The sequence below is a fragment of the Burkholderia semiarida genome (assembly GCF_029268935.1).
Classification (GTDB): domain Bacteria; phylum Pseudomonadota; class Gammaproteobacteria; order Burkholderiales; family Burkholderiaceae; genus Burkholderia; species Burkholderia semiarida.
On sequence record NZ_JAHLCL010000007.1, the window covers coordinates 1,166,429 to 1,180,246 of the forward strand.

Below are 13,818 nucleotides of genomic sequence, written 5' to 3' on the forward strand. Positions count from 1 at the left end.
GTTCAGGCGCTGTGATTGACGTAATGGTCCGGATCGTCTGGAGTAGCTTCGCCGGAATCGCTGGACGATGGGGCTACCGATTCGACTAGCCAGGACCCTTGAGTGCCGACGAGTACCTGGAGGGTCTCGGGTTGGTCGGTCGTCAAGCGTGGCGTGCGACCATGCTCATCGAGAGTACCCTGAGCGACCACCTCACCATTCTCCCGTCGCGCCGTATATTCGACCTCGCCGAATTCTCTCTGCCAGTAGATATCATAGACATCGAGTCGGTTGCTGAATGCTTTGGGCATGTCAAAACCGGGTACGACGACAGGTAGCGACTTCGGGCCCGGCAGCGCATGGTTGCCTGCATAGGCGGTCCATTGCGCGGGCGTACCATGCTCGATTCCTGCACCGCTGATTCGGATATAGCTACCGCGCGCGTTGAGCAGGATTTCCTCGGCGGCGGTGATCTCGATCCGACGCTTTGCGCTGATCAGTTTCAGAACCTGATCGGCGATTATTTCGACATTATCCGACTGCGCCTGGATTTCTACCTTACCCTTTGCTGCGAATAGCTTCATCCCCGCATTCTTAACGAATAGGCTGACTTTTTCGGCCACGCTTGCGATCAATGATTTCCCTGCAGCCAGATGCGTGCTTTCACCGCTGACGATATTTACATGCTGGTCAGCCGTGATCTGCGTCGACTGTTGCGTTGATGTCGCGATACCGGCCGGGCTCGCGAACAACATGATCGGGGCCTTGAAACCGTTCGCACTGCCGGTACCGCCACCGGCGGTGCGACCTCCGGTAGAAGTGCCGGCAACACTTGCCTGCGTCGCGTCGGTAAATGCACGCAACGCATCATAGCCTGCGCTGAGACTCTCAGCGCGATGCCCTGCACTTGCATCAGAAAGCGACTGGACAACGCTTTCCGCATTGACGAGCTGGCTGGTCGCGTGACGCGCATCCATGGGCTGTTTGACCGATGCGTCGTAGCTTGAGACGAAAAGCCCCTGCGCCGCACGAATTGCGCCGTGAGCGTCCGATTTCAAATCGAAACCGCTGCCGAGATAGGGGCCGCGGGTGTTACCATCCTGATCGATGAGATAGCCGAGGTGGAGAAGCGTGTTCGAACTGCTGCTGAACAGCCGAACACGATTCTGCGCAGTAGCGTCGTCCAAGACCATCTCGTTGTAGCCAGCACCTGCATACTCTTTCGATCGGTAGCCCGACAGGATGCCATTGCTGTGCCATTGCGGCTGAACGCTCCCGTTGTAAACGCGATGCAGCACGATGGGTCTGTCACAGTCACCTCCGACATAGCCAACCAGCACTTCCTCTCCGACTCTCGGAACGTGTACGCTCCCGTAACCACCGCCCGTATCCGATTGTGCGACTCTCACCCAGCACGAGGCATTCGCGCCCCCCGAACTTTGGCGGTCCCACACGAACATGACTTTGACGCGGTTCAATGCGTCCGTATACACCTCTTCGCCCTGCGGCCCGACGACGATTGCCGTCTCCAACTCCATCGTCGGCTTCTTGTGTTCGAAGGGACTCCGATACGGAACTGTGACACGCTGCGCCTCGACTTCGACCAGATAAAAACCGGCCGAGCCATCTTCATGAGTGACGATCTCACCCGATTGCTCAAACTTTGCCTGTGCTAGTTCGCTCTGCAAGCTATATGGAAAGCTCGCTTCGTGATTCGATAGCGGCAGATTGTTTTCGACGTACCGACGCACTTTGATCGATGCGAATTCTCGGTGCCCGGCTTGATCACGATCGTGCTCAGGATGGCCAGTCAGTACGAAACGGCGGCCGGCATCAATGGCCCGAACGCCCCCCATACCAAGAAATCTCTTCGCTCTCGATTCCCATTCCTCTAGATGAATCTTCGAGAGATGTTCACCGCGATCCCGGTTCAGATACGTGTAGGCGCCGGTATATTCGTAGACTTCCGTCTGTTCCGGCAAATTTCCCTGACCGGCCATCGTCGGCAGCATCGTACCTTTCGGGTTGGCAATAGACGATGGTGCCTTGTAGTCAAACGTACGCGTCGTATGTACGGTACTCTGCAACGTCCGCGAGCCTGCCCATCGCGTAAAAGCATCCGTTTCGCCAGTCGCGCCCGATTTGGAGAACTCGACTGGATTGGGAGATACCTCATCAAGCGAGTAAATGTCATCGGTTACGATGAGCCTGTGTGACTTCCCCTCGTTGTCCTGGCGCCAAAAACCGAACAAGCCTTCTTCTTCCATCAATCGATGGACAAAATTCCAATCGGTTTCACTCTGACGGCAGTACGAGCGCGAGGGTAACGTCTTCAGCAAGGCGAATTCGAATTGTCCCCGCGCTTGTGGATGCGCATTGAATACATCGGTGAGGATGGCGTCAACGCTCTGGTCCTGCCAGTACCGCATATCGCTGCGGAACTTTAGGAAATGCATCCATGAAGCGAAGGCCAACTGATAGCTTGAAAGGCTTCCGTCAGCACCGAGTCTGCGAGCTGTATGAATGTATCCGTTGATCGGTAAATAAGACTTGTTCGCTTGCTGCAACCAAAGGGTCATCGGCTGAGCAATCAACGTTTTGAGCTCAATATCACCTGCTGTGGATACCATGTCGAGCGTGACACCGAAGTCACGGCCAAGCTCGGAGTAAGTCACCGCCCGACGCGGGACAAGCGCATTCTCCGGCAGCGATGGGATGCTCGTCTTGAGCAGGCGATCTTGCTGGATCAGGCCGCCACGAATTGCCTGAGCCACTTCGGTCATGTTCATGCGTTATCCATCTTGTTGTTTTTTGCAAGCCCCAATGGCCTGCGCTCTCACAGGAACGGCTTCCCGTTATGTCGCCGCAATTTTAGCGATACCGACAGGCCTTGAGAATGTATCTTGACCGTGAAAACAATATGATCTGACAAAAATTCATACACTCGTCTGCGAGAGGCCAGGCTTAATGCGCGTAGCGCCGCCATTTATTACTCATTCAACACAATTTCCTTTCATATACATTTCCAAATCGCGGTGTAGTCGAGTGTCCGTGCAATCATGATTCCGGCGGCCGCACCGGACAGATGCTAGTGATGCGGGGGCTCGCGTTTAGACGCAATCGGCGACAGTAAATCGTTAGTGAGAAATTCTCTGAGTCGCGCTTGAGCATCAGCAATAACGTAGGGCGGGGAATTCAGTAATTGCTCATCGCGGAATATGCCAATCGTATCCGTCGCGGCACGCCACGCCCTGTACGCGAAGGCGCGAATATGGGCGCGTCCGATTATCTTGGGACACGCGCACCGGACACCGATCGATGCCGTGGCGCTTGACCCGCAATGCGACTCGGTCGCCGCTCGCCGCTACCGATAAACGGCCCGTGGCTGCACTGGCGGGGCGACAACTAGCGTCCTTGCCCGCCCGCTGCTTTTTCTCGCTATCGCTCATCGTTCGACTCGGAATCAGAGAGCCACAGGTTCGAACCCTTTCGCTCCGACCAAGGAATCAAGGGGTTCCGGCTGTAGCCCCATTTACGTTTACGGGCGCTTTTTTCCTGGCCCTCGAATCGCACACCCGTTTTCCGTGTCCGCGGCAGTACGGCCCGGCACGGACCACCCGCCGCATCGACGCGCCCGCGCCTCCCCACCCAGGCCCGCGCACGGAACTTGCTGGAACACGCGATAATACGTGTGAACAACCCGCAACCGCGCATGAAAAACAACATTCTGGAAACCTCCCTGTGTGCGTCGCTACTCGTGCTTGCGACCACCGCCGGCACTGCGTCGGCGAAAGCGCTCGACGACGCGCTCGACTGCCATTCGACCGGGCACAAGTTCGTCGCGCCGCTGCTCGCCGCCGGCGACATCCAGTCGGAGCCGATGCACGTCGAGTCGAATTCGGTCAATGCATTCCGCACGAACCACCCGCTGACGGCGTACGGCTTCGGCGTCTATGTCGTGCTCGGCTATCAGGCGAACGACCCGATCTTCCGTCCGGGCGACGGCACGCCGATCGGCGACTGGGCCTACGGCGTCGTCGTACGCGGCACGAAGGGTTCCGTGGAGGAAGCCGTACGCAAGGCCGGCAGCGACGCAACCGTCAAGCAGGCGTTCCCGTTCCTGACAGCGATCGTCTGCTCGTCGGATTGAGCAAATCGGCAGCACGACCCCGCCCGCGCGCCTGACGAGCGCCGCCGCGGATCACCCACGACCACCGGGCCTCGAGCGCCTTCCGAGGCCCGCTATCGCCCCCTCACGCGCCGGTATACACCACCCGATACGGAATACCGACCTTCTCCCACTCCGCCGCCTCCTGGCTGAGGCTATAGTCGGTCAACGGGTTCTGCTCGACCCATGCGTTCGGCAAACGCACCTCGTACCCGCCCTTCTTCATCTGCGAAACCGAGATGTCGGGCAGCCCCGCATCGGTCCGGCGCCGGCACAGCAGCGCCGCGAGCCGCAGACAGAACAGCAGCGGCCACTCGACCTCGCGCGCCTGCGACAGCTTGCCGAGCTTGCCTGCATGGCCGAGCACGAGCGCCGCGAGCCGCGCCTGGTCGGTACGCGAAAAACCCGGCATGTCCGCATTGCTCGCGATATAGGCCGAATGCTTGTGATACGCGCTGTGCGAAATCGACAGGCCGATTTCGTGCAACGCGGCCGCCCAGCCGAGGAACATCCGCCCTTCCTCGCGCGCTTCCTCGTCACCTTCCTCGAGCTCGTCGTAGAAACGCACGGCGAGCGCACCGATCCGCTCGGCCTGCGCGCGATCGACGCCGTAGCGGCGCGTGAAACCCTCGACGGTCACCGCCCGCATGTCCTCGTGCTGCGTCCGGCCCAGCAGGTCGTACAGCACGCCGAGGCGCAGCGCGCCGTCGGTCGTATCGACGTAGTCGACACCCAGTTCCTCGAACACCGCCAGCATGATCGCGAGGCCGCCCGCGAGCACCGGCACGCGGTCGGGCTTCAGCGCGATCAGCTTCAGCCGGTTGACGTTCTCCGCCTTGATCAGCGCACGCTTGAGCCGCTCGAGGCCGCCGCGCGAAATGCCGTGCGTGATACCCGGATCGTTGAAGCCGTTCGCCTCGACGAGCTCCGCGAGCGCGCGCGCGGTGCCGGACGAGCCGATCGCCTGGTCCCAGCCGGCCTTCTTGTACTCGCTCGAAATGATCTGGATCTCGCGCTTGGCCGCGAGCTCGGCCTGCCGCATCGTGTATTCGTCGACGTTGCCGGCCGGGAAGAACGTGCGGCTATGGCTCACGCAGCCGATATAGAGGCTTTCCATCACGATCGGCGTGTAGTGCGAGCCGATGATGAATTCGGTCGAGCCGCCGCCGATATCGACGACGAGCCGCTTGCCGGCGCTCGCCGGCACCGAGTGCGCGGCGCCCGCATAGATGAGGCGCGCTTCTTCGCGGCCCGCGATCACTTCGATCGGGAAACCGAGCGCCGCCTCGGCCTCGCCGAGAAATTCGGCGGCGTTCTTCGCGACGCGCAGCGTGTTGGTCGCCACCGCGCGCACATGGTCGGGATGGAAATCGCGCAGGCGCTCGCCGAACCGCTTAAGCGCCTCCCAGCCACGCTCCTGCGACGCGCGGTCGAGCATCTTGTCGCTCGACAGCCCCGCGGCCAGCCGAACCGGCTCGCGCAGCGCATCGACGGGGTAGATCTGGCTGCCGGCCGGCGTTTCCTCGACGCGCCCGACGATCAGCCGGAAGCTGTTCGAGCCGAGATCCACGGCAGCCAGCAAGTGGGGAGTTGTAACCATCAGAAGGGGCTCCGTGCGCGTTCTTCCGCGGCAGCCGTTCCGGCAACCGAGGGCGGTCAATCAAAGGCGACATTTTAAGCGTGGAACGCTTGCCGTTGCCACGCTTGACGGGCATGCACGCCGCTCGATTCCATATAGCCGAAACATTTATGCGACGAAAGGGTTACGGCGTAGAATTTCCGGATATAAAGGCATTATTGTCATCAGCACGTCATCGTACCGTGAGAGTTTCCGAGCGTCTGTTCGAATCATCGCCTGAATTACCCTCTACCCTGCCGATGTCCGTCCGTTACCCGCTTCTCAATCGTGAACTCGGCATCCTCGGTTTCAACGAGCGCGTGCTGGCCCAGGCGGCCGACCCGCATGTCCCGTTGCTCGAGCGCCTGCGTTTCATCTGCATCACCAGCAGCAATCTCGACGAATTCTTCGAAGTCCGGATGGCCGGCCTGCAGGAGCAGATTCGCGACAACCCCGGCGCGCTGACGCCCGACGGCATGTCGTTGCAGCACGCTTACGATCTCGTCGTCGAGCGCGCCCAGCGGCTCGTCCATCGACAGTACACGATGCTGCACGAAACCGTGCTGCCAGCGCTCGAACAGGAAGGCATCTACTTCCACGCGAGCGACACGTGGAACGACGAGCAGCTCGAATGGGCGCGGCGCTACTTCCTCGACGAACTGCTGCCCGTGCTGACGCCGATCGGCCTCGATCCGGCCCACCCGTTCCCGCGCGTGCTGAACAAGAGCCTGAACTTCGTCGTCGAGCTCGAAGGCCGCGACGCGTTCGGCCGCCAGGCCGTGATGGGCATCGTGCAGGCGCCGCGCGCGCTGCCGCGCGTCGTGCGCATGCCGCACGCGCTGTCGGGTTTCGAGCACGGCTTCGTGCTGCTGAGCTCGTTCATGCAGCGCTTCGTCGGCGAACTCTTCCCGCAACTCGTCGTGAAGAGCTGCAATCAGTTCCGCATCACGCGCAACAGCGAGCTGTTCGTCGACGAAGACGAAATCACGAACCTGCGTGTCGCGTTGCAGGGCGAATTGCCCGCACGCCACCTCGGCAATGCGGTGCGCCTCGAAGTGTCGGCCGACACGCCGGCGCACATCGTGCGGCGCCTGCTCGACGAAAGCGAGCTCGGCGACAAGGACTGCTATCGCGTGGCGGGATCCGTGAATCTCGTGCGCCTGATGCAGATTCCCGACCTCGTCGATCGTCCCGACCTGAAGTTCACGCCGTTCACCGCGTCGACCCCCGCGGCAATCGCCAACGCGCCGACGATGTTCGACGCGATCGACGCCGGCGACATCCTGCTGCACCACCCGTACGAGAGCTTCCAGCCCGTGCTCGAACTGCTGCAGCAGGCCGCGAGAGACCCGAGCGTCGTCGCGATCAAGCAGACGATCTACCGCACCGGTACCGACTCGCCGCTGATGGACGCGCTGATGGAAGCCGCGCGCAACGGCAAGGAAGTGACCGTCGTCGTCGAGCTGCTCGCGCGCTTCGACGAGGAAACCAACATCAACTGGGCATCGCAGCTCGAAGCCGTCGGCGCGCACGTCGTATACGGCGTGGTCGGTCACAAGTGCCACGCGAAGATGATGCTGATCGTGCGCCGCGTCGTCGAGGGCGGCAAGGCATCGCTGCGCCGCTACGTGCACCTCGGCACCGGCAACTACCATCCGCGCACCGCACGCCTGTACACCGACTTCGGGCTGATGACGGCCGACCAGAAGATCTGCGAGGACGTTCATCACGTATTCCAGCAACTGACCGGGATCGGCGGCGAACTGACGCTGCACGAACTGTGGCAGTCGCCGTTTACGCTGCATCCGCGCATCATCGATTCGATCCGCGCGGAGATCGACAATGCGCAGGCCGGCAAGCGCGCGCGGATCGTCGCGAAAATGAACGCGCTACTGGAGCCGTCGGTGATCGCCGCGCTGTACGAAGCGTCGCAGGCCGGCGTCAAGGTCGACCTGATCGTGCGCGGCGTCTGCGCGCTGAAGCCTGGTGTGCCGGGGCTGTCGGAAAACATCACGGTGCGCTCGATCGTCGGCCGCTTCCTCGAGCACCACCGCATCTACTATTTCCACGCGGGCGGCGCCGAGGACGTCTATCTGTCGAGCGCCGACTGGATGGACCGCAACCTGTTCCGCCGCGTCGAAGTCGCGTTCCCGATCCGCGATCGCAGGCTGAAGCGTCGCGTGATCGCCGAAGGGCTGTCGGTGTGCCTCGGCGACAACCAGTCGGCCTGGCAGATGCACAGCGACGGTCACTATCGCCGCCGCCGCACCGGCAAGACGATCCGCAACGCGCAGCTCGGATTGCTCGCGAAGTTCTGTTCGTGAGCCGCCGGCGCGATGCGGGTCGCGCGTCGCGTCGGAATGAAAAAAGCAGCCCGCGGGCTGCTTTTTTCAACGCCGGGCCGCTACGCGATCATGCTTCGTAAGCGGCCGGCCGGATCGCGATGACGCGCGAGCCCGGGAACCGCGCGGTGAACGTACTGCCGCGCCCTTCCTCGCTCTGCACGTACAGATGCGCGTCGTGCCGCTGCAGCACGTGCTTGACGATCGCGAGCCCGAGGCCCGTGCCGCCCGTGTCGCGCGAACGGCTGCGATCGACCCGGTAGAAGCGCTCGGTGAGCCGCGGCAGGTCGGCGGCCGGGATCCCGAAGCCGCTGTCCGTGACGGAAAACACGCCCTGCGCGCCGTCGCGCCGCCACGACACGGCGATCTTGCCCCCGTCCGGCGTATAGCGGATCGCGTTCGTGACGAGATTCGCGAACGCGCTGAACAGCTCCGTCTGCGCACCGGTGACCCCGAGCGTCTCGTCGATCGAGAACGTGATGTCGTGATGCCCGTTCGACAGCGTGTTCGCATCTTCCTTCAGATGGTCGAACACCGCCCGCATGTCGATCGCGCGATCGACCGGCGGCTTGCTCTCGCCTTCGAGCTTCGCGAGCACCAGCAAGTCGGTCACGATGTGCCGCATCCGCGACGCCTGCTGCTCCATCATGTCGAGATAGCGCGCGCGATCCTCCTCGTTCAGCGGCAGCTCGCGCATCGTCTCCAGAAAGCCCGACAGCACGGTAAGCGGCGTCTTCAGCTCGTGCGACACGTTCGCGACGAAGTCGCGCCGCATCGCGTCGGTGCGCTCGAGCTCGGTGATGTCCTGCGTGAGCAGCAGCTTGCGGTTCTCGCCGTACGGAAACACCTGCACGGCCAGCACGTTCTGCCGCGAATCGCCCATGCCGCGCATCAGCAGCGTGTCCTCGTAGTGCTGCGCATTCAGGTAGCGGACGAAATCGGGATGACGCACGAGGTTCGTGATGTGCTGGCGCAGGTCACGCTTCGCATCGAGGCCGAAATGGACTTCGGCGATCGCGTTGCACCACTCAATCTGGTCGTGGTCGTCGAGCATCGCGACGCCGTTCGGCGACGCCTGGATCGCCTGGATGAAGCGCGAGTGCTGCTGTTCGACCTGCCGAACCTGCGCATGCCATTGCTTCGCGAGCTTGTGCAGCCGGTAGTAGATCTCGCCCCAGATGCCCGGCGCGCTCGGCACTTCTCCGTAGACCGGCGCATCGAGCAGCCGCCACAGACGCTGCGTATGGAAGGTGCTGAAAAAGCCCTGCGCGACCAGCATCACGACCACGAACACGAGGCCCGCGGTCGGGCCGGCGAACACGCCGACCAATACGCCGATCAGCACGAGCAGCACGAGCGACACCAGAAAGCGCGCCCAGATGATGTTCATGATTCAGCGTCCGAAAGAATGAACGGCATGCCGCGGCACACAGCACGCCCGAGTACGTTACGCGTGCTTGGCGAGACGGTAGCCGCTGCCGCGCACGGTTTCGATCATCGCATCGCAGCCGGCCGGTTTCAAGGCCGCGCGCAATCGCTTGATGTGGACGTCGACGGTGCGCTCCTCGACGAACACGTGGTCCCCCCACACCTGGTCGAGCAATTGCGTGCGGCTGTGCACGCGCTCCGGATGCGTCATGAAGAAATGCAGCAGGCGGAACTCGGTCGGGCCGAGATCGAGCTTGATCTCGCTGCCGTCCCCGTGCGCGGCGACGCGATGCGTGGCCGGATCGAGCCGCAGCCCGTTGATCGACACGACGTCCTCGGTCAGCTGCGGCGCGCGGCGGCGCAGCACGGCCTTGATGCGCGCCATCAGCTCCTTCGGCGAGAACGGCTTCGTCACGTAGTCGTCCGCGCCGATTTCGAGGCCGAGCACCTTGTCCTGCTCATCGCCGCGGGCGGTGAGCATGATGATCGGGATGTGCTTGGTCCGTTCGTTGTTGCGCAGGTCGCGCGCGAACGCGATACCGGACTTGCCCGGCAGCATCCAGTCGAGCAGCACGAGATCGGGCAGCACGTCGCTGATCAGGTTCTGCGCCTGTTCGGCGTTGTACGCGCGGATCGGGCAGTGACCGGCGTGCTGGAGATTCACCGAGATCAGTTCGGAAATCGCGGGCTCATCTTCAACGACGAGAATGTTGCTGGGCATCGGCACCTCTGTTCTTCCTGTACGGAGTCGATTAACTGTTGGCTTCGCGATCGAGCGTGTCGCGCGGCTGGTGCCGCACGTCGGTGCCCTTCACGATGTAGATGATGAATTCGGCGATGTTCTTCGCGTGGTCGCCGATCCGTTCGATCGCCTTCGCGATGAACAGGTATTCGAGGCCGACCGAGATCGTGCGCGGATCTTCCTGCATGTACGACACGAGCTTGCGCACGAACGCACGGAATTCCTGGTCGATCTCCTTGTCGTCCTTGACGATCTGCGCGGCGGCCACCGTATCGAGGCGCGCGAACGCGTCGAGCGCGCGGCGCAGGATCGTCACGGCCATCTCGCCCGACACCTTGATCTCGGCGATGTTGACCGTGCGCGCGGCCGGCTCGTCGATCAGGCGGCGCACGCGCTTCGCGATCTTCTCCGCTTCGTCGCCGGCGCGCTCGAGGTTCGTAATCGTTTTCGAAATCGACATCAAAAGACGCAGGTCACGCGCGGCAGGCTGCCTCCGCGCGATGATGTTGCCGCATTCCTGGTCGATCTCCACTTCCATCGCGTTCAGCGTTTCCTCGGCCGCGATCACCTTCTCGGCCCGCTCGCGATCGAATTCGTTCAGCGCGTGCATCGCGCCGACGATCTGCGACTCCACGAGTCCGCCCATTTCCAGCACTTTCGACGACACGGCATTCAGGTCCGCGTCGAACTGGCTCGACAGATGTTTATCCGACATGACTGTTGTTCTCCGTCATCAGCCGAAGCGGCCGGTGATGTAGTCTTCCGTTTCCTTGCGCACCGGCTTGATGAAGATCTTTTCGGTTTCGCCGAACTCGATCAGCTCGCCCAGGTACATGTAGGCCGTGAAATCCGAGCAGCGCGCGGCCTGCTGCATGTTGTGCGTGACGATCACGACCGTGTAGTCGCTCTTCAGCTCCGCGATCAGTTCCTCGATGCGGCCCGTCGAGATCGGGTCGAGCGCCGAGCACGGTTCGTCGAGCAGCAGCACTTCCGGCCGGATCGCGATGCCGCGCGCGATGCACAAGCGCTGCTGCTGGCCGCCCGACAGCCCGTAGCCGCTCTGGCCGAGCTTGTCCTTCACTTCGTTCCACAGCGCGGCCTTCGTGAGCGCCCACTCGACGCGGTCGTCCATTTCCGAACGCGTGAGCTTTTCGAACATCTTCACGCCGAACGCGATGTTGTCGTAGATCGACATCGGGAACGGGGTCGGCTTCTGGAACACCATGCCGATCCGCGCGCGCAGCAACGAGATGTCGCGCTTCGTCGTCAGCAGGTTCTCGCCGTCCATCAGGATTTCGCCTTCGGCGCGCTGCTCCGGATAGAGCGCGAACATCTTGTTGAACGTGCGCAGGAGCGTCGACTTGCCGCAGCCCGACGGACCGATGAACGCCGTCACCTTCCCTTCGGGAATGCGCAGGTTGATGTTCTTCAGCGCGTGGAACTTGTTGTAGAAGAAGTTGAGGTTGTTGACCTCGATCTTCGCGTTCAGCGGCGCGAGCGGACGGCCGTGCGCCGCGTCTTGCGTGCCGGCGGGCGCAGCAGTGCGCTCGACGGGATTCAGGTGGCTTTCTGCCATATTCATCGGATTGCTCCGCCGTTACTTTTTCGAGAAGATCGAGCGCGCCAGGACGTTCAGTCCGAGCACCCCGAGCGTAATCAGGAACACGCCCGCCCACGCGAGCGACTGCCACTCCGCGAACGGGCTCATCGCGAACTTGTAGATCGTGACGGGCAGGTTCGCCATCGGCTGGCTCATGTCGACCGAGAAGAACTGGTTCGACAGCGCGGTGAACAGCAGCGGCGCCGTTTCGCCGGCAATCCGCGCGACCGCGAGCAGCACGCCCGTCACGATCCCGCCGACCGACGCGCGCAGCGTGATCTTCAGCACCATGCGCCACTTCGGCGTGCCGAGCGCGACGGCCGCTTCGCGCAGCGCGTTCGGCACGAGCTTCAGCATGTTCTCGGTCGTGCGGATCACGATCGGAATCTGCAGCAGCGCGAGCGCGATCACGCCGGCCCAGCCCGAGAAGCGCCCCGACTTCGCGACGACGATCGCGTACACGAACAGGCCGATGACGATCGACGGCGCCGACAGCAGGATGTCGTTGATGAAGCGGATCGTGCTCGCCAGCAGGTTCTTCTGCCCGTATTCGGCGAGATAGACGCCCGCGAGGATGCCGATCGGCGTGCCGACCAGCGTGCCGAAGCCGCACAGCAGCAGGCTGCCGACGATCGCGTTCGCGAGACCGCCGCCTTCCGTGTTCGGCGCCGGCGTCGATTCGGTGAACAGTTGCAGCGACAGGCCGCCGACGCCGAGGTGCACCGTGGTGTAGAGAATCCACACGAGCCACAGCAGGCCGAATGCCATCGCGGCGAGCGATGCGGTGAGCGCGATCGCGTTGATGGCCTTGCGCTTGCGCTGCAGGCGGTTGCGCATCGCGTCGAGCACGGCGCCGTCCGGCCCCGGGAAATTCATGATGGGCTCGCTCATTTCTTGCCCTCTCCCTTCTCGAGACGAAGCAGCAGCAGTTTGGAGATGGATAGCACGATGAACGTGATCACGAACAGGATCAGCCCGAGTTCCATCAGCGCGGACGTATGCAGGCCCGGCTGCGCTTCCGCGAATTCGTTCGCGAGCGCCGACGTGATGCTGTTGCCCGGCGCGAACAGCGACACGCTGTCGAGCAGGTTCGTGTTGCCGATCACGAAGGTCACGGCCATCGTTTCGCCGAGCGCGCGGCCGAGGCCGAGCATCACGCCGCCGATCACGCCGGTCTTCGTATAGGGCAGCACGACCTTCCACATCACTTCCCAGGTCGTGCAGCCGATTCCGTATGCCGATTCCTTCAGCAGCACCGGCGTGACCTCGAACACGTCGCGCATCACCGACGCGATGTACGGGATGATCATGATCGCGAGAATCACGCCGGCCGCGAGGATGCCGATGCCGATCGGCGCGCCGGACGTCAGCGGGCCGAGCACCCACACGTCCTTGAGCAGGCGGCCGATCGGCTTCTGGAAGTATTCGGCGAAGATCGGCGCGAACACGAGCAGGCCCCACATGCCGTACACGATCGACGGGATCGCGGCGAGCAGCTCGATCGCGATGCCGAGCGGACGGCGCAGCCACACGGGCGCCAGCTCGGTGAGGAACAGCGCGATGCCGAAGCTGACGGGCACCGCGATGACGAGTGCGATCAGCGACGTCACGAGCGTGCCGTAGATCGGCACGAGTGCGCCGTAAATGTCCGAGTTGGGATCCCACTCGGATTGCCACAGGAAGCCGAGGCCGAACTTCTGGATGGTCGGCATCGACGCAATGATCAGGGAAACGATGATCCCGCCGAGCAGCAGCAGGGTCACGATCGCGGCGAGCCGCGCAAGGCCGCCGAACAGGACATCCCCGAGACGGCTCGGCGCGCGCTGCTGCGCGGTGTCGGGCGATCGTGAGGACGTGTATGAAATATCAGACATGGGTGCCTGCTTTGGATCGCCGGGCGCCGTAACGCCCGGCCTTACCGCACACACTGCCCGACCGGCG

General features: G+C 62.8%; 10 protein-coding genes. 2 read left to right on the forward strand and 8 right to left on the reverse strand.

Features of this window, described 5'->3' with window-relative positions:
• Positions 1 to 2: 2 nt before the first annotated feature.
• Complete coding sequence (locus KPB06_RS18290; protein WP_059573860.1) at positions 3 to 2,768, reverse strand: type VI secretion system Vgr family protein; 2,766 nt, start codon at positions 2,766 to 2,768, stop codon at positions 3 to 5.
• Positions 2,769 to 3,691: 923 nt separating this feature from the next.
• Here KPB06_RS18290 and KPB06_RS18295 point away from each other — a divergent pair.
• Positions 3,692 to 4,129: a hypothetical protein gene (locus KPB06_RS18295; protein ID WP_060011519.1), complete on the forward strand. Its 438-nt coding sequence runs from the start codon at positions 3,692 to 3,694 to the stop codon at positions 4,127 to 4,129.
• A 103-nt stretch (positions 4,130 to 4,232) separates the two neighbouring features.
• Here KPB06_RS18295 and ppx read toward each other — a convergent pair whose 3' ends face one another.
• Complete coding sequence (ppx, locus tag KPB06_RS18300; RefSeq protein ID WP_060011517.1) at positions 4,233 to 5,747, reverse strand: exopolyphosphatase; 1,515 nt, start codon at positions 5,745 to 5,747, stop codon at positions 4,233 to 4,235.
• A 278-nt stretch (positions 5,748 to 6,025) separates the two neighbouring features.
• Here ppx and ppk1 point away from each other — a divergent pair, with 278 nt between their 5' ends.
• Positions 6,026 to 8,089 (forward strand): polyphosphate kinase 1, encoded by a 2,064-nt coding sequence (gene ppk1 / locus KPB06_RS18305; RefSeq protein ID WP_059573862.1) that lies wholly within the window; start codon positions 6,026 to 6,028, stop codon positions 8,087 to 8,089.
• 88 nt (positions 8,090 to 8,177) lie between these two features.
• Here the strand turns inward: ppk1 and phoR are convergent, their stop codons facing one another.
• From phoR to pstC, 6 genes are read right to left on the reverse strand one after another with little or no spacing between them, the layout of a single operon-like run.
• Positions 8,178 to 9,497 (reverse strand): phosphate regulon sensor histidine kinase PhoR, encoded by a 1,320-nt coding sequence (gene phoR, locus KPB06_RS18310; RefSeq protein ID WP_059573863.1) that lies wholly within the window; start codon positions 9,495 to 9,497, stop codon positions 8,178 to 8,180.
• Between the two features lie 57 nt (positions 9,498 to 9,554).
• Positions 9,555 to 10,256 carry a phosphate regulon transcriptional regulator PhoB gene (gene phoB / locus KPB06_RS18315; RefSeq protein ID WP_006750313.1) on the reverse strand — a complete coding sequence of 234 codons (702 nt, stop codon included), beginning with the start codon at positions 10,254 to 10,256 and terminating at the stop codon, positions 9,555 to 9,557.
• Positions 10,257 to 10,287: 31 nt separating this feature from the next.
• Entirely contained in the window at positions 10,288 to 10,992 is a 705-nt protein-coding gene (gene phoU, locus KPB06_RS18320) for a phosphate signaling complex protein PhoU (protein WP_059573864.1), read from the reverse strand.
• Between the two features lie 18 nt (positions 10,993 to 11,010).
• Positions 11,011 to 11,859 carry a phosphate ABC transporter ATP-binding protein PstB gene (pstB, locus tag KPB06_RS18325; RefSeq protein ID WP_060011515.1) on the reverse strand — a complete coding sequence of 283 codons (849 nt, stop codon included), beginning with the start codon at positions 11,857 to 11,859 and terminating at the stop codon, positions 11,011 to 11,013.
• A gap of 15 nt (positions 11,860 to 11,874) precedes the next feature.
• Entirely contained in the window at positions 11,875 to 12,768 is an 894-nt protein-coding gene (gene pstA / locus KPB06_RS18330) for a phosphate ABC transporter permease PstA (protein WP_059573866.1), read from the reverse strand.
• Complete coding sequence (pstC, locus tag KPB06_RS18335) at positions 12,765 to 13,751, reverse strand: phosphate ABC transporter permease PstC (protein WP_059573867.1); 987 nt, start codon at positions 13,749 to 13,751, stop codon at positions 12,765 to 12,767. Before pstC ends, pstA begins: the two co-directional genes overlap by 4 nt.
• Positions 13,752 to 13,818 lie beyond the last annotated feature (67 nt).

Excerpts from the sequence above, each read along its gene's own strand:
- KPB06_RS18290 (WP_059573860.1), bottom strand. The coding sequence starts at position 2,768 with ATGAACATGACCGAAGTGGCTCAGGCAATTCGTGGCGGCCTGATCCAG.
- KPB06_RS18295 (WP_060011519.1), top strand. The coding sequence starts at position 3,692 with ATGAAAAACAACATTCTGGAAACCTCCCTGTGTGCGTCGCTACTCGTG.
- ppx (WP_060011517.1), bottom strand. The coding sequence starts at position 5,747 with ATGGTTACAACTCCCCACTTGCTGGCTGCCGTGGATCTCGGCTCGAAC.
- ppk1 (WP_059573862.1), top strand. The coding sequence starts at position 6,026 with ATGTCCGTCCGTTACCCGCTTCTCAATCGTGAACTCGGCATCCTCGGT.
- phoR (WP_059573863.1), bottom strand. The coding sequence starts at position 9,497 with ATGAACATCATCTGGGCGCGCTTTCTGGTGTCGCTCGTGCTGCTCGTG.
- phoB (WP_006750313.1), bottom strand. The coding sequence starts at position 10,256 with ATGCCCAGCAACATTCTCGTCGTTGAAGATGAGCCCGCGATTTCCGAA.
- phoU (WP_059573864.1), bottom strand. The coding sequence starts at position 10,992 with ATGTCGGATAAACATCTGTCGAGCCAGTTCGACGCGGACCTGAATGCC.
- pstB (WP_060011515.1), bottom strand. The coding sequence starts at position 11,859 with ATGAATATGGCAGAAAGCCACCTGAATCCCGTCGAGCGCACTGCTGCG.
- pstA (WP_059573866.1), bottom strand. The coding sequence starts at position 12,768 with ATGAGCGAGCCCATCATGAATTTCCCGGGGCCGGACGGCGCCGTGCTC.
- pstC (WP_059573867.1), bottom strand. The coding sequence starts at position 13,751 with ATGTCTGATATTTCATACACGTCCTCACGATCGCCCGACACCGCGCAG.